Origin of the sequence: Variovorax paradoxus NBRC 15149 (assembly GCF_001591365.1) — a bacterium.
In the GTDB taxonomy this organism is placed as follows: domain Bacteria; phylum Pseudomonadota; class Gammaproteobacteria; order Burkholderiales; family Burkholderiaceae_C; genus Variovorax; species Variovorax paradoxus.
This window is the reverse complement of the sequence record NZ_BCUT01000002.1, coordinates 412,636-431,196: the sequence shown is the minus strand read 5'-3', so window position 1 is coordinate 431,196 and position 18,561 is coordinate 412,636. Positions and strand designations below refer to the sequence as shown.

At 67.9% G+C, this 18,561-nt stretch carries 11 protein-coding genes; 5 read left to right on the top strand and 6 right to left on the bottom strand.

The genetic code is table 11. The features are described from left to right. Nucleotides 1-24: 24 nt before the first annotated feature. The 3 genes from VPA02S_RS16815 to VPA02S_RS16805 form a co-directional block, all read right to left on the bottom strand. Nucleotides 25-7,215, bottom strand: a complete 7,191-nt coding sequence (locus tag VPA02S_RS16815; protein WP_062364847.1) for an ESPR-type extended signal peptide-containing protein — start codon at nt 7,213-7,215, stop codon at nt 25-27. 731 nt (nt 7,216-7,946) lie between these two features. Further along, complete coding sequence (locus VPA02S_RS16810) at nt 7,947-8,381, bottom strand: DUF4019 domain-containing protein (protein WP_062364846.1); 435 nt, start codon at nt 8,379-8,381, stop codon at nt 7,947-7,949. 203 nt (nt 8,382-8,584) lie between these two features. Then, entirely contained in the window at nt 8,585-10,405 is a 1,821-nt protein-coding gene (locus VPA02S_RS16805) for a sensor histidine kinase (RefSeq protein ID WP_230537899.1), read from the bottom strand. Nucleotides 10,406-10,628: 223 nt separating this feature from the next. Between VPA02S_RS16805 and oxlT the strand changes: the two genes are divergently transcribed. Beyond that, nucleotides 10,629-11,981 (top strand): oxalate/formate MFS antiporter, encoded by a 1,353-nt coding sequence (gene oxlT / locus VPA02S_RS16800; RefSeq protein ID WP_062364844.1) that lies wholly within the window; start codon nt 10,629-10,631, stop codon nt 11,979-11,981. Between the two features lie 81 nt (nt 11,982-12,062). Here oxlT and VPA02S_RS16795 read toward each other — a convergent pair whose 3' ends face one another. Then, nucleotides 12,063-12,824, bottom strand: coding sequence for a response regulator transcription factor (locus VPA02S_RS16795; protein ID WP_062364843.1), 762 nt, complete (start codon nt 12,822-12,824; stop codon nt 12,063-12,065). Nucleotides 12,825-12,903: 79 nt separating this feature from the next. On the opposite strand from VPA02S_RS16795, the gene VPA02S_RS16790 reads away from it, so the two are divergent. Continuing rightward, nucleotides 12,904-13,128: a VOC family protein gene (locus VPA02S_RS16790; protein WP_218002179.1), complete on the top strand. Its 225-nt coding sequence runs from the start codon at nt 12,904-12,906 to the stop codon at nt 13,126-13,128. A 172-nt stretch (nt 13,129-13,300) separates the two neighbouring features. On the opposite strand, the gene VPA02S_RS16785 is transcribed toward VPA02S_RS16790, so the two are convergent. Beyond that, complete coding sequence (locus VPA02S_RS16785) at nt 13,301-14,377, bottom strand: alkene reductase (RefSeq protein ID WP_027729722.1); 1,077 nt, start codon at nt 14,375-14,377, stop codon at nt 13,301-13,303. Between the two features lie 62 nt (nt 14,378-14,439). Next, nucleotides 14,440-15,240, bottom strand: a complete 801-nt coding sequence (locus VPA02S_RS16780) for an SDR family NAD(P)-dependent oxidoreductase (protein ID WP_062364842.1) — start codon at nt 15,238-15,240, stop codon at nt 14,440-14,442. A 111-nt stretch (nt 15,241-15,351) separates the two neighbouring features. Between VPA02S_RS16780 and VPA02S_RS16775 the strand changes: the two genes are divergently transcribed. From VPA02S_RS16775 to fusA, 3 genes are all read left to right on the top strand, one after another. Next, nucleotides 15,352-15,879, top strand: coding sequence for a MarR family winged helix-turn-helix transcriptional regulator (locus VPA02S_RS16775; protein WP_062364841.1), 528 nt, complete (start codon nt 15,352-15,354; stop codon nt 15,877-15,879). 121 nt (nt 15,880-16,000) lie between these two features. Beyond that, nucleotides 16,001-16,354, top strand: coding sequence for a GFA family protein (locus VPA02S_RS16770; RefSeq protein ID WP_062364840.1), 354 nt, complete (start codon nt 16,001-16,003; stop codon nt 16,352-16,354). A gap of 127 nt (nt 16,355-16,481) precedes the next feature. Beyond that, nucleotides 16,482-18,542, top strand: a complete 2,061-nt coding sequence (gene fusA / locus VPA02S_RS16765) for an elongation factor G (protein ID WP_062364839.1) — start codon at nt 16,482-16,484, stop codon at nt 18,540-18,542. The last annotated feature ends 19 nt before the right edge of the window (nt 18,543-18,561 follow it).

Below are 18,561 nucleotides of genomic sequence, written 5' to 3'. Positions count from 1 at the left end.
GTTCCTCTTTGTGATGCCGCCGGCCTACCAGTGGAAGCCCGCACCGGCCGCCACGCCGACCTTGCCGCGCGTGTTGGCCGAGCCGCTGAACTTCACGACCCACCGGCCGTTGTCCGAGAGCTTCGACACGCCGATGGCAAGGGCGGCCTGGCCGTCGAAACCCGCCACGCCCGCGGACACCATGCTCTTGCCCGGGATGTAGGCCTGCGGCATGGTGGCCATGGCCATCGCGCCGGCCGCGCCTGCGCTCGCATCCTTGGCAATGCTGCGGATCTCGCCGCCCAGGGCGTTGACGCGCGCATCGGTGTAGGCGTTGGCCCCCGCGATGCCGCTGTTGAGCTGGTTCACGTTGACCGCATCCGTGCCCGCGACGCCGGGCGCCACGTTGTGCACCGTGACCGGCCCGGTCGCGTTGCTGCCGCCCATCGACACGCTGTTGTAGTTGATGGAGCCGTCGGGGTTGGTGTCGTACTTGACGGTCGACTGGTCGATCACCGCCACCTGCCCCTGCACGCCGCGCAGCTGCGAGACGTTGACCGCATCGCTGTCGGCCGAGCCCGCGGCCACGCCGGTGATCTGGCGGAACTGCCCGTTGGCCGCATCGCCCACCGACACCGCCGCCAGCGTGCTGGTGGTGGCGCCAATGGCGATGCGCTGCGCCTCGGTGGCCGTGGGCGGCACGTAGCCGGCCACGCCCGCGGCGGTGGAGGCCACCGAGCCCGCGCCCAGTGCCACGCCGCCGGCCTGCGTCACGCTGCTGCCCGCGCCCAGCGCCACGCCCTGCACGGCCGCGGCCGAAGACTGCGTGCCCAGCGCAATGGAGTCGGCCATGTGCGAGGTCGCGCCCTGGCCGATTGCCACGCCGCCCGGCGCGGTCTGCTGCACCACCGCGCCGTTGCCGATGCCGATGCCGTTGTTGCCGTTGACCACCGTCTGCGGGCCCACCGCCACCGACTCGGCGCCGATGGCCAGCGAGTCCGCGGCGTTCGAGTTGGCATGGAAGTACAGCGTCGGCGTGACCGCGAAGGAGGTCAGCGCGCCCGCGAGCTGCCGCACCGTGACCGCGTCCTGCGCCTGCGTGCCGTCGGCCACGTTGGTGATCTGGCGGTAGCTGGTGGCGCTGCCCAGCGACAGGGCGCCCAGCAGCGCGCGGTCGGTGGTGTTGTAGCTGATCAGCGAGCTGCCCGCCGGAATGCTGCCGGTGGAGGGTGCCACGAAGCGGTCGGACACGGCGCCCGAGCCGATGGCCACCGCGCCGGCGACCGTTGCGCTCGCATCCTTGCCCGAAGCAATGGCGTCGGCCCCCGTCGCGCCCAGGTTGTCCTCGTTGCCCCCGCCCGTGGAGTTGACGCTGTAGTACCTGATCTTGTTGGCCGTGACCGTGGTGCTGAGGTTCTCGATCGACTGGTTGGTGGCGAACAGCTGCGAGCCGTTGATGGCATCGGTCGAGCCACCCGAGATCCGGCCCGCCGCCACGTTGGTGATGGTGCGCTCGGCGCCCGCCGCACCCACGCTCACCGTGCTCCCCGGCGTGGTGCCGGCGAAGTTGTAGGTCGTGCCGTTGATCACCGTGCTGGCCGTGCCCACCGCCGCCAGCGTGGTGGAGCCGCCGCCCAGCGCCACGTCGTTCGCGTTGTTGGCGACCGCGTTCGGGCCGATGGCGACCGAGTCGGTGCCCAGCGCCTGCGAATCGGGCAGCGTCGAGGTGGCGTGGAAATACTTGATGCCCCCGCCGTTGTTGATGTCGCCGATCGTGTTGCCCAGATTGGTGATCTGCGTGGTGTTCGCCGTCACCTGCTGGTTGGTGGCGAAGAGCTGCGAACCGTTGATGGCATCGGTCGAGGTGTTGGAAAGCCGGCCCGCCGCCACGTTGGTGATGGTGCGCTCGGCGCCCACGCTGCCCACGCTCACCGTGCTGCCCGGCGTGGTACCGGCAAAGTTGTAGGTGGTGCCGCCGATCACCGCGCTGGCCGTGCCGACGGCCGCGGCCGTGGTGGAGCCCGAACCCAGCGCCACGCTGTTGGCGTCCGACGCCGTGGCCCCGAGGCCGATGGCCACGGCCGAGGTGCCGGCCGCCGCCGCGTTCTTGCCCGACGCGATGGCGTCGGCTCCGGTAGCGCCCAGGTTGTCCTCGTTGGTGCCGCCAGTGGAGTTGACGCTGTAGTACTTGGTCTTGTTGGTGGTGACCGTGGTGCTCAGGTCCTCGATCGACTGGTTGGTGGCAAACAGCTGCGAGCCGTTGATCGCATCGGTGGAGGTGCCGGAGATCCGGCCGGCCGCCACGTTGGTGATGGTGCGCTCGGCGCCCACGCTGCCCACGCTCACGGTGCTCGCGGGCGTGGTGCCCTGGAAGTTGTAGGTCGTGCCGTTGATCACGGCGTTGGCCGTGCCCACCGCAGCAGCGGTCACGGAGCCCGAGCCCAGGGCCACGTCGCCCGCACTGGCAGCCGCCGTCGCGGCATTGCCGATGGCCACGCTGCCTGCCTTGCCGGCCGCACCGGCGGTGGAGCCATTGCCCAGTGCCACCGATCCCTGGCCGATCGCCTTGTTGCCATTGCCGATGGCGACCGCGCCGTTGGCCTGGTTGGCCGCGGTGGCCGTGGCCGTGCCGTCGCTGTTGGCAATGTTGTTGGCGCCGCCGGTGAAGGCACCGGTGCCGCTCGCATAGCTCGGGTCGCCGATCACCACGGCGCCGTCGCCATAGGCCGTGTTGCCCGAACCGATCGAGATGGCCTTGCCGCCCGTGGCCGTCGCGCCCTTGCCGATGGCCACGGCCTCGGCCGAATCGGCCGTCGCGCCGCTGCCGATTGCCACGGTGTCCGCGGCGCTGGCGCGCGAGCCGTTGCCCATGGCCACGCCGCTGGCACCGGCCGCCGAGGCGTTCACGCCGGCTGCCAGGGCATTGATGCCCGTGGCGCCGTCGTTCGCATAGTTCCCCTGCTTGGTGCCGTTGTCGTTCACGCTGTAGTAGCGGATCTTGGCCCCCTCCACCTGCGTGTTCAGCTGGCTCACGTTCACTGCATCGGTGGGCGCCACGCCGGGCGCCACGTTGGTGATGACCGTGTTGCCGGCGTTGATGCCGTTGATCGTCACGCTCGGACCGCCCGCAATCGTGAGGCCGTTGTTGTTCAGCACCGTGCCGCCCGTGGTCACGCTGGTGAAATTGGGCGTGGCACTGGTGGCGATCTGCACCTCCGCGCCGTTCTGGGTGATGGCGATGTTGTTGCCCGCCGTGTAGGTGGCGGTGCCGCCCGGCGCGATGTTCTGCACGCTGGTGCCCGTGGCGGTGCCGGTGCCGGTCTGCGCCGTGGTCACGTTCCAGCCCTTGCCGGCAGTGGTGGCCACGTCGTCGATGGCGGCGTTGGTGGCGAACAGCTGCGAGCCGTTGATCGCATCGGTCGAGGTCTGGGAGATCCGCCCGGCTGCCACGTTGGTGATCGTGCGCTCGTTGCCCGCGCTGCCCACGCTCACGGTGCTCGCCGGCGTCGTGCCCTCGAACTTGTAGGTCGTGCCGTTGATCACGGTGCTGGCCGTGCCGACGGCCTTGCTCGTCGTCGAGCCGGAGCCCAGCGCCACGTCGCCTGCATTGGCGCCCGCCGATGCACCGGAGCCCAGCGCCACGCCATTGACCGTGCTGACCGCGGCGTTGGTGCCCATGGCCACGCTGCCCGTCGCTGCCGTGGTGGTGCTGGCGCCCACGCCTGCGGCAATGGAGTTGATGCCCTGCGCGCCGTCGTTGTTGATGTTGCCCCCGGCCACGCCGTTGTCGTTCACGCTGTAGTACTTGGTCTTGCTGGCCGCGACCGTGTCGGTCAGCTGGTCCACGTTCACCGCATCGGTGGGCGCCACGCCGGGTGCCACGTTGGTGATGACCGTGTTGCCGGCGTTGATGCCGGTGAGCGTCACGCTCGGGCCGCCCGCGATCGTGAGGCCGTTGTTGTTCAGCACCGTGCCGCCGGTGGTCACGCTGGTGAAGCTGGGCGTGGCGCTGGTGGCGATCTGCACTTCCGCGCCGTTCTGCGTGATGGCGATGTTGTTGCCCGCCGTGTAGGTGGCGGTGCCGCCCGGCGCGATGTTCTGCAGGCTGGTGCCCGTCGCAGTGCCGGTGCCGGTCTGGCCCGTGGTCACGTTCCAGCCCTTGCCGGCGGTGACGCCCACGGCATCGATCGCCGAGTTGGTGGCGAACAGCTGGCTGCCGTTGATGGCGTCGGTCGAGGTGCCGGAGATCCGGCCGGCCGCCACGTTGGTGATGGTGCGCTCGGCGCCCGGAGCGCCGACACTCACCGTCGAAGTCGGCGTGGTGCCCTGGAAGTTGTAGGTCGTGCCGTTGATCACGGTGCTGGCCGTGCCGACGGCCGCGGCCGTCACCGAGCCCGAGCCCAGTGCCACGTCGTCGGCCTGGGCGGCCGTGGCGCCAACGCCGAGCGCGAGCGCATTGGCAGCGCTTGCATTGGCCCGGTTGCCCACGGCAGTGGCATTCGCCGCCGACGCAATGGTGCTCGATCCGAATGCAATGGCGTTGTCGCCGGAGGCATTGGACACCGACCCGATCGCGGTGGCGTTGGAGCCTGAGGCGTTGGCACGGTTGCCGACGGCAATGGTGCTGACATTGCTCGAATCGGATTGGAGTCCCAGCGCAATCGAGGACTTTCCGGAGGCGCTTGCCAACGGGCCAACGGCCGTGGCTTGTGTGCCCGCCGCCAGGGTGCCCACGCCAGCCGCCAGCGCATTGGCGCCGGTCGCGCCGTTGTTGGTGTAGTTCCCCTGCTGCACGCCACCGTCGTTCACGCTGTAGTAGTGGGTGGGTGTGCTGGCCGCGATCGCCTGCACGGCCTGGTTGGTGGCGTAGAGCTGCGAGCCGTTGATGGCGTCGGTCGAGGTCTGGGAGATCCGCCCTGCCGCCACGTTGGTAATGGTGCGCTCGGCACCCAGCGCGCCGACGCTGACCGTGCTCAATGGCGTGGTGCCGGCGAAGTTGTAGGTGGTTCCGCCGATCACGGCGCTGGCCGTGCCGATGGCCTTGCTCGTCGTCGAGCCCGAGCCCAGTGCCACGTCGTCCGCGTTGTTGGCCACCGCCGTGTCGCCGAACGCCACCGCGCCGGCGGCCAGCGCGCTGCTGGTGCTGCCGATCGCCACGCTGCCCTGGCCGACCACCGTGTTCTGGTAGCCGATGCCGACCGCGCCCTGCGCCGCCGTGCCGGGGGTGCTCACCGCTTGGCCGCCGCCGCCCACCATGTTGGTGTTGCCCATCGCCACCGAACCATTGCCGGTGGCGGTGTTGTCCAGGCCCGAGGCAATCGCGCCGTTGCCGGTGGCGGTGTTGGGATCGCCGATTGCCACGGCGCCGTTGCCGCTGGCGACGTTGCCCGAGCCGATGGCGACTGCGCGGCCGCCGGTGGCCCGGGAGGCCCGGCCGATGGCGACTGCATCAGCTGCATCGGCGACGGATTCACCGCCGATGGCGATGGCATTGGCGCCCGATGCAAAGGCACCCAGGGTGGCATTGCCGCCGATGGCGAGCGAACCCACGCCGGTAGCGCGCACGGCAGTCGCGGCGGTGGTCCCGCCCGAGCCGAGCGCGGTCGCGTTGTCGGCCGCCGCATTGGCCCGGGTACCGGCCGCCAGTGCATCGAGGCCGGTCGCCCGGCTTCCGATCCCCATGGCGACAGCGCGATCTTGCGAGGCGGTCACGTCCGTGCCGATGGCGATGGCGCTCTCTGCCAGGGCACCCGCTCCTGCAGCCGTGCGCGCGCCAAGATTGATGGAATTGACCGCCGATGCGATCGCCTGGGTACCGATGGCGATGGCGTTGATGCCGCCTGCAGTGGCGAGGGTGCCTTGCGCGAGAGTGTTTGCTGCCGATGCCTTTGCCTGCGAACCGAGGGCGATTGCATTGTTCGCGCTCGCATTCGCGCTCAAGCCGATCGACGTGGTTCCGTTGCTCGCCACGCCGATGCCTGCGTTGGTGCCGATGGCGATGTTGTCGTTGCCGCTCACCAAGCTGCCTGCCGAAGCGTCCAGGTTGGCGTCGTAGGCGACCGTGCCGTCACCCGAGCCGAAGGCGACGTTGCGCGTTCCCGTGACACCCGAACCTGCGCCTCGCATCACGCTCGCAATGCCTCCGCCCATGGCGGTGTTCTGCGCGCCGCTGACCAGCGTGCCGGCGGCAATGCCCACGGCGGTCGAACCCGTATTGGCGACCGTCGAGCCTGCGCCGGCGCCCTGGCCGACCGCCACAGTGCTGGTCCCGACAGCGACCGCTTGCGCACCGAGCGCGAGGGAACTGTTCCCCAGGGCCCGGGCGCTGTTGCCGACGGCGGTGGCTGCGTCGTCGCTTGCCGTTGCCAGATGTCCTATCGCGGTGGCATTCACTGCGGACGCGCTAGCCTGAGTTCCTTGCGCGACGGCGTCCTGCATGCTTGCAGATGCCTCGGCGCCAACGGCGATGCTGCGCAGCCCGGTTGCGGCCGAGTTCGTACCGACGGCGAGGGCATCGGTGTTCGTGGCATTTGCGACGACCCCGATCGATGTCGCGTTGATACCACTCGTGCTGGAGCGGGCGCCGATCGCGACTGCACCGGTCGAACCTGACGTGGTGGCTTGCAAACCAATGGCAACGCTGTTCGCAGACTGCGCGTTCGCATCCTGACCCATGGCGACTGCCGCCTGTCCGGCGGCGTTTGCTCTGATGCCGATCGCCGCGGCGTTGAGCGCGCTGGATTGAGCCAGGGTTCCGATGGCAACGGTATTGCCCGCGCTGGCGGTCACATCCGTGCCGATCCCGATAGCACCCGCAGCCAAGGCGCCGGTACCGGCGGCGGTACGTGCGCCCAGATAGATCGAATTGATGCTTGTGGCATAGGCCCCAAAACCCAAGCCGATGGCATTCTGTCCTGTGGTATGGGCGGCATACCCCACTGAGAGCGCACCAAGCACATCAGCAGCCGCGAGAGAGCCCAGCGCGGTGGCTCCGATGCCCGCGGCCGAGGAGTTGAGACCCATGCAGGACGCCGTGCCGCTGTACGCATTCCAAGGCGACACATTGCAGTTCACCGACTGCGCCTGCGCTGAGGTCGATAGCAATCCGAGCACGCTCGCCGCCGCGGCAAGGGCCACCCGGCTGCCGCCTCGCTTGCCACGCGCGCGGGTGGTTTCGGATGCGGCCACCCAGGCGCCCAACGCCTCGTTCCAGATGCTGCGGTACGACTTATTCATGCATTTCTCCTCGATTGTTCAAGACGCCAAAAGCCCTGCTCCAAGGCCAATGGAATCCCCGGACGGCACATGCCAATAAAACTTTAGAAATAGTTGTAAAACTATTTAATCAACTGCAATTAAACAGAAACATTTTTTGGCGGATCTTAAGAGATTGCGGGGGAATGCAACTGGCGTGTGGCGGATTCACGTCATTGTCATATCGCCGCAATTAAGGATTTTTATTGGACCGATCTTATGAATAGTAATGTGAATTTATTATTAATTAAATCGCATAACATAATATTCGGATGCTTTTATTTGGAAATTCCTATTGATAATTCCATACAAATAGTAATACAAAGTTTTTAAAAGTTATTTTTATTGCCACGGATTTCAGTAGTTTTCGATTGAAAATTTATATCAATTCATCAATGGCGGTAGCGCACCGAACCGGCGCGCCCCAAATTGGCCGGCACTGAATTGATGCGCACCGAATTGGCGCAGGCGACGAAATGCCGGGCGCGAGCTGTTTTCGGTGCTGAGGGTTGGCCGAGGCCGAGGGAGATGGCGCTGCCAGAAAGGCGGCGAGCTGCTGCCGATGGCTGCGGCCCGCGCTCAGGAGGCGGTGCAGCGATCGCTGGAGGGGGTAGGGGAGATTGCTGCTGCGAACGCCTGCCGCTTGGGGCATTCGCCAGGCAGATGCGCCGCGGAACCGCGGCGCATCGAAGGGAGCGGCTTGGGGGAGCGGCTTAACGCAGCACGTAGCCGCTCAGGCGCCACGTGCCGCTGGAGTCGAGGCGAAAGCTCGTCATCTCGCGCACCACCCGGTTGCTGGCGTTGGCAAAGCGGGTTTCGTATTCGACGTTGATGTATTGGCCGGCCACATCGGGATCTTCGTTTGCAACCATTTGGCGATTGACCGAAATCCACGTGCGCTGCTGTGCGGCACCGAGCGGCGACCGCGACGCCTCGACCTGGCGAACGAACTCGGGACGCGCCACCCGCTTTTTGGTGGCGGGGCCCGAGCCGTCCCAGAGTTCGCCGATCTTGCCCTGGTCCACCAATTGGATGGCCTGCAGGCCGCCGCGAACCATGTTCGTCGGGTCGGCGTCCTGGGCCGAGGCCGCGCTCATCCAACTCGCCAGGAATGCGGCGCCGAGCAGCAATTTGCTTCTTGAGGTCATGTCAGGTCCGGGAGTGATATTAATTTCAATATGTAAGTATGCCGATTTGCATGTGGCACTTTCATGGTGCCGTTCGTTTATAGCACCCCGGGATTGAGGCGCGAATGCATATGCCGGCCTGCGATTGCGCCATGACGGGCGATTAAAGAAACCGCCCGACCTTTCCATTGCCATTGAAGGACGAGTCTTTTGCGGATTCCGCCTCAGGCTGCGCCCGCATGCCTCCACCGCAGCGAGACGCGGGTGCCTTCGCCGCTGCGGCTCTCGATGCGCAGATGGGCGCCGATGGCGTCGGCCTGCTCCCGCAGCCCCACGAGCCCGTAGTGCCCGGCGGCGCCCGCGCTCGGCTCGAAGCCAATGCCGTCGTCGGCGATCTCCAGCTCGATGCCGTCGCTCCCCATGCGCTGCAGCCGGATCAGGAGGCGTGCCGCGCCCGCGTGCCGCTCGACGTTGCGCAGCACTTCTTCGCACATGTGGAATACGGTTTCTGCCGGCTCGGCCGCAAGGGCGGACAAGGCGGGGTCGATCCGGCAGTCGAGCTCGATGCCGGAGCGCTCGCCCAGGCTCTTGCCCAACTCGGCCAGCGCTGCGCCCAGCCCGATGTCGCGCACCGGGTTGCTGCGCAGCTGGTCGATCGCGCGGCGTGCCTCGTCCAGCCCGTCGCGCGCCGCCCGCTCGGCGCGCACCAGTTCGTCCGGCAGCGCATCGGGCCGGTTCGATGCCAGGTGCTTGAGCACGCGGATCTCGGTGAGCATCGCCATCATGGAATGCGCCAGCGTGTCGTGCAGTCCACGCGCGAGCCGCAGCCGCTCGCGCACCACCGCGGCATCGCGCGATTCCTGCGCGAGCCGATTGATCTCTTCGGTGCGCTGCCGCACGCGTTCGTCCAGCTCGGCGTTGAGCCGGCGCAGCTCGTCGCGTTCGCGCTGCAGCGTGTCCAGCAGCCGGTCGAGCGCGCTGCCCAGCCGCGCGGCTTCGTCGGCGCCTTGCGGCACCTCGATGCGCGTGGCGCTGCCGGCCAGCACCGCGTCGGCCGAATGGGCAATCACGCTGACACGGCGCGTGAGCCGGCGCGCCATGACAATGCCCGCAACCGCGGCGGCCAGGCCCAGCAGGCTCAGCACGATCGAGATGCGCCATTCGATGGCAGTCGCAAACGCCGCGACCGATTCGACCGGCTGGATCACCACGGCCTGCCAACCGAGCCGGCGCAGCGTGCCCTCGCGCGCATTGGGCGGGGTCGCGATCAGGTAGGGCCGGTTGTCCAGCAGCCGCCTTGTGCGGATGCGCATGGGCAGATCGGACCCGTCGTTGCCCAGGCCCGCGACCACGGGATCGAAGGGCGTGATCGGATCGCCGGCATCCTGCCAGCGCTGCCCCAGGAGCGCGCTCGGCCCGTGGCGCACGATGCCGTCGCGGTCGATCAGCAGCCATTCGCCCGGCGATGCGCGGATCTCGGCCATCATCTTCTGCACCCAGTTCCAGCGGAGGTTCGCGGCCACCACGCCGATGATCGCGCCGTCTGCATTGCGCACAGGCGCTGTGAGCTTCAGGAAGCGCTCCTGCGGCGAGCGGCCTTCTTCGATCCATGCGGCGTCCAGGCCCTGCGAGATCCATGCGTGCTGATTGACGTTCTGGCCGACCACCTGTTCGTCGGTGGCGGCGACGATGAAGCCGTCGGCATCGGTCACCGCCAGCCAGATCAGGTCGGGCACGCCGCGGCGCACCGCCTCGAGCGAGCGCTTCAGGCGTGCGCCTTCGCTGCGCTGCACGTCCTCGGACAGCATGGCCGCCACCACGCTGACGGCCTGCAGGCGCAGCAGCAGCGCGGTGTCGAGTTCGGCGCTGACGTGCTCGGCCGCGGCCTCCAGGCGCTGGCCGTGCTGCTCGAGCAGCGTCGCACGCACGAAGCTGCGCAGCCACAGGTTGGCCGCGAGCGCCAGGCACAGGGTGAGCGCAATCAGCAGCCAGCCGATCGCGGCAGCCATGGAGCGCCGCGGGTCGATGCGACGTGCGAGGTTCATTGGCTGCGGATTCTCGCAGCCGGTGGCCATGACTTTCGGCATGGGTACTTCCCCCGAGTCCTCGGGGTTTGTCTCGATCCGCCGCGTGACTTCCGGCAGGCGCGCCGGCGGCGGTTTGCGGCAACAGTTGCACCCATCGCGATCCGTGCCTGCAGCGCGACTGAATTCCAACCCTGAACGTGCCGCGACGCGATCGGCGCGACAACGAATGGAGACCCAACGAATGAATCCCACGTCCCTCACACAGGCCGCATCCGGCGCGCCGCCGCGCCTGTTCGACAACCGCTGGCTGCAACTGGCCGTCGGCATCGTCTGCATGATTGCCACGGCCAACATCCAGTACGCATGGACCTTGTTCGTGCCGGAGATCCAGGGCAAGTTCGGCTGGGAGCGCGCATCGATCCAGATTGCCTTCACCATCTTCGTGCTGGTGCAGACCTGGCTCGCGCCGATCGAGGGCTACTTCATCGACAAGTTCGGCCCGCGCCTGATCGTGGCCTTCGGTGCGCTGTTCATCGGCGCGGCCTGGGCCATCAACTCGCAGGCCACGACGCTGATGGGCTTCTACATCGGCGCGGCCATCGGCGGCATCGGCGTGGGTTCGATCTACGCCACCTGCATCAACAACGCGCTCAAGTGGTTCCCCGACCGGCGCGGCTTGGCGGTGGGCCTGACGGCCGGCGGCTACGGTGCCGGCTCGGCCGCCACCATCCTGCCGATCGCCGCGATGATCGAATCGTCCGGCTTCCAGGAGGCCTTCCTGTTCTTCGGTTTGCTGCAGGGCTCGCTGGCCTTTGCCGCTGCCTGGTTCCTGCGCCAGCCCAAGGGCAACGAGGTGCGCGGCTCGGCCAAGGTCGCGCAGAGCCGGCGCGACTACACGCTGGGCGAAGCGCTTCGCACGCCGCTGTTCTGGCTGATGATCCTGATGTTCTCCTGCGTGGTCACCGGCGGCATGATGGCCGTGGCGCAACTGGGCGTGATCGCACAGGACCTGGGCGTGAAGAACTTCAAGGTGGACCTGTACTTCGTCACCATGGCCGCGCTGCCGCTCGCGCTGATGCTCGACCGTGTCATGAACGGCATCTCGCGCCCGCTGTTCGGCTGGATCTCCGACCACATCGGCCGTGAGAAGACCATGGTGATCGCCTTCACGCTGGAAGGCATCGGCATCATCGCGCTGGGCTACTTCGGCCACAACCCGTGGGCCTTCCTGATCCTGTCGGGCGTGGTCTTCCTGGCCTGGGGCGAGGTGTACTCGCTGTTCTCTGCGCTGGCGGGCGACGCGTTCGGCACCAAGCACATCGGCAAGATCTATGGCGTGCTGTACTGCGCCAAGGGCGTCGGCGCGCTGTTCGTGCCGCTCGGCAATTTGATAATGGAAGCCACCGGCACCTGGTCGACCGTGCTCTACACAGTCGCAGCGCTCGACCTGTTCGCCGCCTTCCTGGCCATCGTCGCGCTGCGGCCGATGCTCGCAAGGCACACCGCCAGCAATGCCGCCGCATCGCATGCGCCTTCGCCGGCACCTGATCTCGCGATGCCCGGCGGCCTGTCGCCTGCAGGCCGCACGGCCTGATCGGCACCCGCTGCCAAGCTAAACACTGCCAAGTCCAGCGCACCCGTGGAACCGGCTTTGCCGGGCTACCGGGTGCGCTTCTTATTTCTTCAACACCAGCACTGCCAGTTCGGTGCGCGTGTTCGCGTGGAGCTTCTGCATGATCCGGCTCACGTGGTTCTTTGCCGTTCCCTCGGCCAGGTTGAGCGCCGTGGCGATCTGGCGGTTGCCATAGCCCTTGGCGATCAGTTCGAGCACGGCGGCCTCGCGCTCGGTCAGCGGTTTGGTCGTCGCCGTCGAATCGGACTGCGATGGCTCGCCGGGCGCGGTGGCTTGCGCCGCGGTGCGGGGATCCGGCGCCGGCGGGGAGGGCGGCTCCTGCGCGACGCGATCGGCCAACAGCCGGAACTGGTCCATCACCTTGCGCGCGATCTGCGGCGTGAGGCGCGACTCGCCGCGATGCACGGCCCGCACGGTGTCCAGCACCTCTTCTTCCGAAGCGTCCTTGAGCAGGTAGGCCTGCGCGCCGGCACGCACCGCGTCGAAGACCAGGTCGTCGCGGTCGAAGGTGGTCAGCACCATCACGCGCGTGTGCGGCAAGGCAGCCGAGATCTCGCGCGTCGCGAGCACGCCGCCCTTGCGCGGCATGTGCAGATCCATCAGCACCACGTCGGGCAGCAGGCGGCGGGCCAGCTCCACGGCTTCCACGCCGTCGGCCGCCTGGCCGAGCACCTCGATGTCCGGCGCGGCGTCCAGCAGCATGGCCATGCCGCGACGGATCAACGCCTGATCGTCGGCAATCAGCACGCGGATTTTCGGCGCGGTCTGCGAAGAAGAGGATGACGGTTCGGCGATGGTGCTCATGGCAGCGCCGATTGTGCCCCGAGGTACTCCGGGCCCGTCACAATTTGCCGTGTCGACTGCTACGCAAAAAGGAAATCCGATGCTGCATGTGGATGACGTCGATGCACTTTATGAAGAATTCGTCCGGCGCGGCGCGTTGATAAAGCAGGCGCCCGCAGACAAGCCGCATGGCATGCGCGAGTTCTCGGTCACGACGCCTGACGGACACCGACTCATGATTGGCCAGGACCTTATCGAGGGCGGGAAGCTGACGAGGACTTCGAAGCAGCGGGAGACGGGTTGGAGCCCGAAGCTCCAGGAATAGTCGTCTTCGCGCTGATGGCGTACTGCTGCAACTACAACCGTGCGGCCGTCGACGATCTCGAACAGTGCGACGCGGCCCGTGTGGCCAAACGAGATCACCAGCTCGCGCAGGGATCTCCATCGGATTGCGTGCACCCGCTGGAGTGGAAGCGGGGTGCACATAACCGCGAGCCTTAGCCCGCCAGCGTCGGATAGTCCGTGTAGCCCTTGGCGCCGGGCGTGTAGAACGTCTCCGGCGCAGGCGCGTTCAGCGGCGCGTCCTGGCGCATGCGGTCGACCAGGTCGGGGTTGGCGATGAAGGCCCTGCCCATGGCCGTCAGGTCTGCGCGGCCTTCGCTCAGGGCCTGCAGTGCGCTGGCCTTGTCGAGGCCGCCGGCAAGGATGAAGGGGCCGTCGAACGCGGCCCTGAGGTCGGTCTTCAGCTTGGCCGGGACGGGCGGGGTGCCCAGGGCCGAATGGTCGAGCACGTGGACGTACATGAGGCCGAGCGCGGAGAGCTGCTTCACCAGCGCCAGGTACTGTTCGTCCACGCCTTCGAACGCGCCGGTGCCATTGAGCACGCCATGCGGCGACAGGCGGATGCCCACGCGCTCCGCGCCGATTTCCTTCACGGCCGCACGCGCGACCTCGAGCACCAGCCGGTTGCGCCCTTCGGCCGTGCCGCCGTAACCGTCGGTGCGGCGGTTGACGTTGGCGTTCAGGAACTGCTCGAGAAAGTAGCCATTGGCCGCATGCAGTTCGATGCCGTCGAAGCCGGCCTCGATGGCAAGGCGCGCGGCCGTGGCGTATTCGCCGATCGCCACCTGGATGTCGGCCTCGGTCATGGCGCGCGGCGGCGTGTGCGGCTGGTTGCCTTGCGTATCCGTCCACATCTGGCCGGGGCATGTCTCCGACGACGAGCTCAGCACCTCGGCACCGGCCGGCAGGTTGTCCGAGTGGGCCACGCGGCCGGTGTGCATGAGCTGCACGACGATCCTGCCGCCCTTGGCATGCACTGCGTCGGTCACGAGCTTCCAGCCTTGCACCTGGGCATCATTGAACAGGCCGGGAATCCGGGCGTAGCCCAGGCCGTTGGGCGAAGGCGAGGTGCCTTCGGTGATGATGAGCCCGGCGCCCGCGCGCTGGGCGTAGTAGGTGGCCATCAGGCTGTTGGGCGTGTTGTTCTCGGCCGCGCGGCTGCGGGTGAGCGGCGACATCACGGCACGGTTCTTGAGCGGGGTGGCGCGCAGGGAGAAGGCGTCGAAAAGCATGGACTGTCCTGAAGAAAAGGGGAGTGAGAAGAAAGGAGGGGATGGCCTTGGCCCGCAGCGGCTCAGCCGATCCGGTAGCGCGGGGCCGGCGTTCCCACCTGGGTGGCGGCAAACAATGCGGAGCGCGCCGCCTCGTACTTGTCCCACAGCGTTGCATCGGCGACCGACGGCCACGTGACCGCTTCGCCCTGGTCCCATCCCGCGAGCGCCGCATCGACCATGTGCTCGGTGGTCATCAAGGCGTCCTTGTTGAGGGCCGCCAGCGGCACGCCCGACAGGTCCCAGATCTCGGTGGCCGTCGAGGCCGGCAGGACCAGCTGGACCTTCACGCCGGTGCCGGCCAGCTCTTCCTGCAGGCCCCGGCTGTATTGCAGTACGAAGGCCTTGGTGCCGCTGTAGACGGCGCTGATCGGCAGCGCGTGGATGCCCAGCACCGAAGCGATGTTGATGATCACCCCGTCGTTTCTGGCGATGAAGGCGGGCACCACCGCCTGGGTCAGGCGCGTCAGCGCCGTGATGTTGAGGGCGATCTGCGACAGCGCGTCGCCCGCAGACCTCTGTGCCACCGGTCCCAGCCGCGCAATGCCGGCGTTGTTCACCAGCACGCGCAGGTCGGCGCGGGTGGACAGGATCGTCTCGATCCGCGCCAGGTCTTCGTCCTGGGTCAGGTCGGCAACGACTGGCTCGGCCTTGATGCCGTGCGCCTTCGAGACCTGTGCGCAGAGGGCTTCGAGGCGGTCGGCGCGACGGGCGACAAGAATGAGGTCATAGCCGCGCGCGGCGAGGCGGTCCGCATAGACGGCGCCGATGCCGGAGGAAGCCCCGGTGACAAGAGCGACTTTCCTAGAGCTGGGATGTGTCATGGATGGCTTTCGAATAAAATTTGAGGGCTCAACCAAAAAAGTTGAGGGCTCAAATGTAGAAGCGATCCGCCACCGGCTGCCGTTGGTGCAGCACTCAACCATTTTTAAGACATGGGAATAAAAACCAAAGCCGTCGACGCGAAGTGCAGCCTGGACAAGCCGGCCGCGGATCAGGATGTCCTGGGTGGCCGCGTCTGCACGAACACGGCGCTGCGCCTGGCCGCCCGCCGGCTGGGCCAGCTGTATGACGAAGCGCTGGCACCGCTGGACCTCAAGGCCACGCAACTCGCGCTCATCGCGGAAATCGACAAGCTCACGGTTGCCGCCCCGCAAGGGCCGACGCTGCAGGACCTCGCAGCCCGGCTCGCCATCCAGCTGTCGGCGCTGACCCACGCGCTCAGGCCACTGGTGCGCGACGGCTTCGTCGAGTTGCGTGCGGACGCCAAGGACCGGCGCACCAAGCACGGCGTGCTCACGCCGCAGGGCAAGGCCAAGTTGTCCGAAGCGGTGTGGCGCTGGGCCGCGGCAAACGACCGCGTGGAGGCCGTGCTGGGCCCTGCCTCGGCGGCGAACCTCCGGGCCCTGGCCGATCAGGTGTCTTCCGACGCGTTCCTGGCGGCATACAGGTCAGAGGATTGATCGGCCCGCCGCATCCCCGGGGCCCCGCCACGGCCGAGCGCGGCAGCCTTCGCAATGAGCGTTCCGTCTTCGACAGCTGCGGCCTAAACTGCGGCCCGCACAACTTCTGTTCGGAGGACCGATGACGACGAATTACCAAGGCAGCTGCCACTGTGGCCGGATCGCCTTCGAGGTCGAGGGCGACATCCAGGGGGCGATGTCATGCAACTGCTCGATGTGCCAGCGCAGGGGATCGCTGCTGTGGTTCGTGCCGCACGACCGGCTCAGGCTGAAGACGCCGCCCGAGGACATCAGCACCTACATGTTCAACAAGCATGTGATCTCGCATCGCTTCTGCGCGGTCTGCGGCATTCATGTCTTTGGCGAGGGCACCGACCCCAAGGGCAACAGGATGGCGGCCATCAACATCCGCAGCCTCGAGGGCATCGACCTGGAAGCGGTGCCGGTGCAGCATTTCGACGGGCGTTCGAAGTAGGTCCTGGGGCAGCCACCCGCTTGCGCCGGCACGGCCAATCCCGTACGCTGGCCCGGCGTCCACGCGCAGCACCCGAGCCCTGGCGGGCCGCCGGGCCGGCCTTGCGGGCGCGTAAGGAGTGCATGCCATGCCAAGCCGATCGAACGGCCTTGCGGCCGAAATGCAGGCCGTGCGAACGTTGGCGCTGGTGGGCGCCGCAGCCGCCGGCAAGAGCTCGCTGGCCGAGAACCTGCTGCACAAGGCGGGCGCCATCGCGGCCTGCGGCAGCATCGAGCGCGGCAGCACCGTCAGCGATCACGACCCGCTCGAGCGCCGCATGCAGCACTCGCTCAACGCATCGGTGATGCACCTCACGCACGGCGGCACGCGCATCCACCTGATCGACACGCCCGGCGGGCCCGACTTCCTCGGCCAGAGCCTGCCGGCGCTGGAGGCGGTCGAGACGGCGGCGGTGGTCATCAATGCCGCGACCGGCATCGAGCCGATGACGGTGCGCATGATGGAGTACGCGGCCTCGCGCCACCTGGCCCGCATGATCATCGTCAACAAGATCGACTCGCAGGGTGTTTCGCTGGCGGGCCTGCTGGCCGACATCCAGGCCACCTTCGGCCGCGAATGCCTGCCGCTGAACCTGCCCGACGGCGTCGGCCGGCAGGTGGTGGACTGCTTCTTCAACCGCTTCGGGCAGTCCGACTTCGGCCCGGTCGAGGCGGCGCACCGCGCGCTGGTGGAGCAGGTGGTCGAGGTCGACGCCGCCTTCGTCAACCGCTACCTCGAGGAAGGCGACGTGGACCCGGCCGAGCTGCACGCGCCGCTCGAACAGGCACTGCGCGAAGGCCACCTGATCCCGGTGTGCTTCGTCTCGTCGCGCAGCGGCGCCGGCGTGGCCGAGCTGCTGGACGTGATCGTCAAGCTGCTGCCCGACCCGACCGAGGCCAACCCGCCGGACTTCATCATGGGCGAGGGCGCAAAGGCCCAGCCCATGGAGGCCAGCCCCGACCCGTCGCTGCACGTGCTGGCGCATGTGTTCAAGGTCACGGTCGACCCCTATGTCGGCAAGATGGGCATCTTCCGCGTGCACCAGGGCACGATCACGCGCGACAGCCAGCTCTACATCGGCGACGGCCGCAAGCCCTTCAAGGTGGGGCACCTGTTCATGCTCCAGGGCAAGGACCATGTGGAGGTGTCGCATGCGGTGCCGGGCGACATCGTGGCGGTGGCCAAGGTCGAGGAGATCCATTTCGATGCCGTGCTGCACGACGCTGCGGAGGACGCCCACGTGCACCTCGCGCCCCTGCCGTTCCCGGTGCCGGTGCATGGCCTGGCCGTGGAGCCCAAGCGACATGGCGACGAGCAGCGCGCCTGGGAGATTCTCGGCAAGCTCGCGGCCGAGGATCCGTGCCTGCGCATCGAGCATGTGGCCGCGACCAACGAGACGGTGCTCTACGGGCTTGGCGAGCTGCACCTGCGCATCGTGCTCGAGCGCCTGCGCGAGGTGTACCGCTTCGAGGTCCAGACGCGGCCGCCGCGCATCGCCTACCGCGAGACCGTGAGCGCGCCGGCCGAGGGCCACCACCGCCACAAGAAGCAGACCGGCGGCGCCGGCCAGTTCGCCGAGGTCTTCCTGCGCATCGAGCCGCTCGCGCGCGGCGCGGGTTTCCAGTTTGGGGACGAGGTCAGGGGCGGCGCGATCCCGGGCCAGTTCATTCCCGCGGTGGAGAAGGGCGTGCGCGAGGTGCTGGCGTACGGCGCGATCGCAGGCTACCCCGTGGTCGACGTGCGCGTGGTGGTGTACGACGGCAAGCACCACAGCGTCGACAGCAAGGACATCGCCTTTGCGACCGCGGGCCGCAAGGCCTTCATGGCCGCGATCCGCGAGGCCCGGCCGGTGGTGCTCGAGCCGATCGTGCAGATCGAGATCGCCGTGCCCGAGCATGCCGTGGGCGACGTCACGAGCGACCTGTCGGCTCGGCGCGGCCTGGTCACCGGCACCTCGGGCCAGGGAGGCGGCACCGTGGCCATCGGCGGGCAGGTGCCCGAGGCCGAACTCGCCAGCTACCAGTCGCGGCTCAATGCAATGACCAGCGGCCAGGGCCGCTACACCATCGCGCTGTCGCACTACGAAGCGGTGCCGCCGACGGTCCAGCAGGCGCTGGTGAGCCAATACCAGGTGCGTGACGAGGACTAGCATCGCGCCTGCTGTCCAC

Bases quoted from the DNA above. Each gene is read 5' to 3' on its own strand.
- VPA02S_RS16790 (WP_218002179.1), top strand. From the start codon at position 12,904: ATGCTGCATGTGGATGACGTCGATGCACTTTATGAAGAATTCGTCCGG.
- oxlT (WP_062364844.1), top strand. From the start codon at position 10,629: ATGAATCCCACGTCCCTCACACAGGCCGCATCCGGCGCGCCGCCGCGC.
- VPA02S_RS16810 (WP_062364846.1), bottom strand. From the start codon at position 8,381: ATGACCTCAAGAAGCAAATTGCTGCTCGGCGCCGCATTCCTGGCGAGT.
- VPA02S_RS16770 (WP_062364840.1), top strand. From the start codon at position 16,001: ATGACGACGAATTACCAAGGCAGCTGCCACTGTGGCCGGATCGCCTTC.
- VPA02S_RS16780 (WP_062364842.1), bottom strand. From the start codon at position 15,240: ATGACACATCCCAGCTCTAGGAAAGTCGCTCTTGTCACCGGGGCTTCC.
- fusA (WP_062364839.1), top strand. From the start codon at position 16,482: ATGCCAAGCCGATCGAACGGCCTTGCGGCCGAAATGCAGGCCGTGCGA.
- VPA02S_RS16815 (WP_062364847.1), bottom strand. From the start codon at position 7,215: ATGAATAAGTCGTACCGCAGCATCTGGAACGAGGCGTTGGGCGCCTGG.
- VPA02S_RS16785 (WP_027729722.1), bottom strand. From the start codon at position 14,377: ATGCTTTTCGACGCCTTCTCCCTGCGCGCCACCCCGCTCAAGAACCGT.
- VPA02S_RS16805 (WP_230537899.1), bottom strand. From the start codon at position 10,405: ATGAACCTCGCACGTCGCATCGACCCGCGGCGCTCCATGGCTGCCGCG.
- VPA02S_RS16795 (WP_062364843.1), bottom strand. From the start codon at position 12,824: ATGAGCACCATCGCCGAACCGTCATCCTCTTCTTCGCAGACCGCGCCG.
- VPA02S_RS16775 (WP_062364841.1), top strand. From the start codon at position 15,352: ATGGGAATAAAAACCAAAGCCGTCGACGCGAAGTGCAGCCTGGACAAG.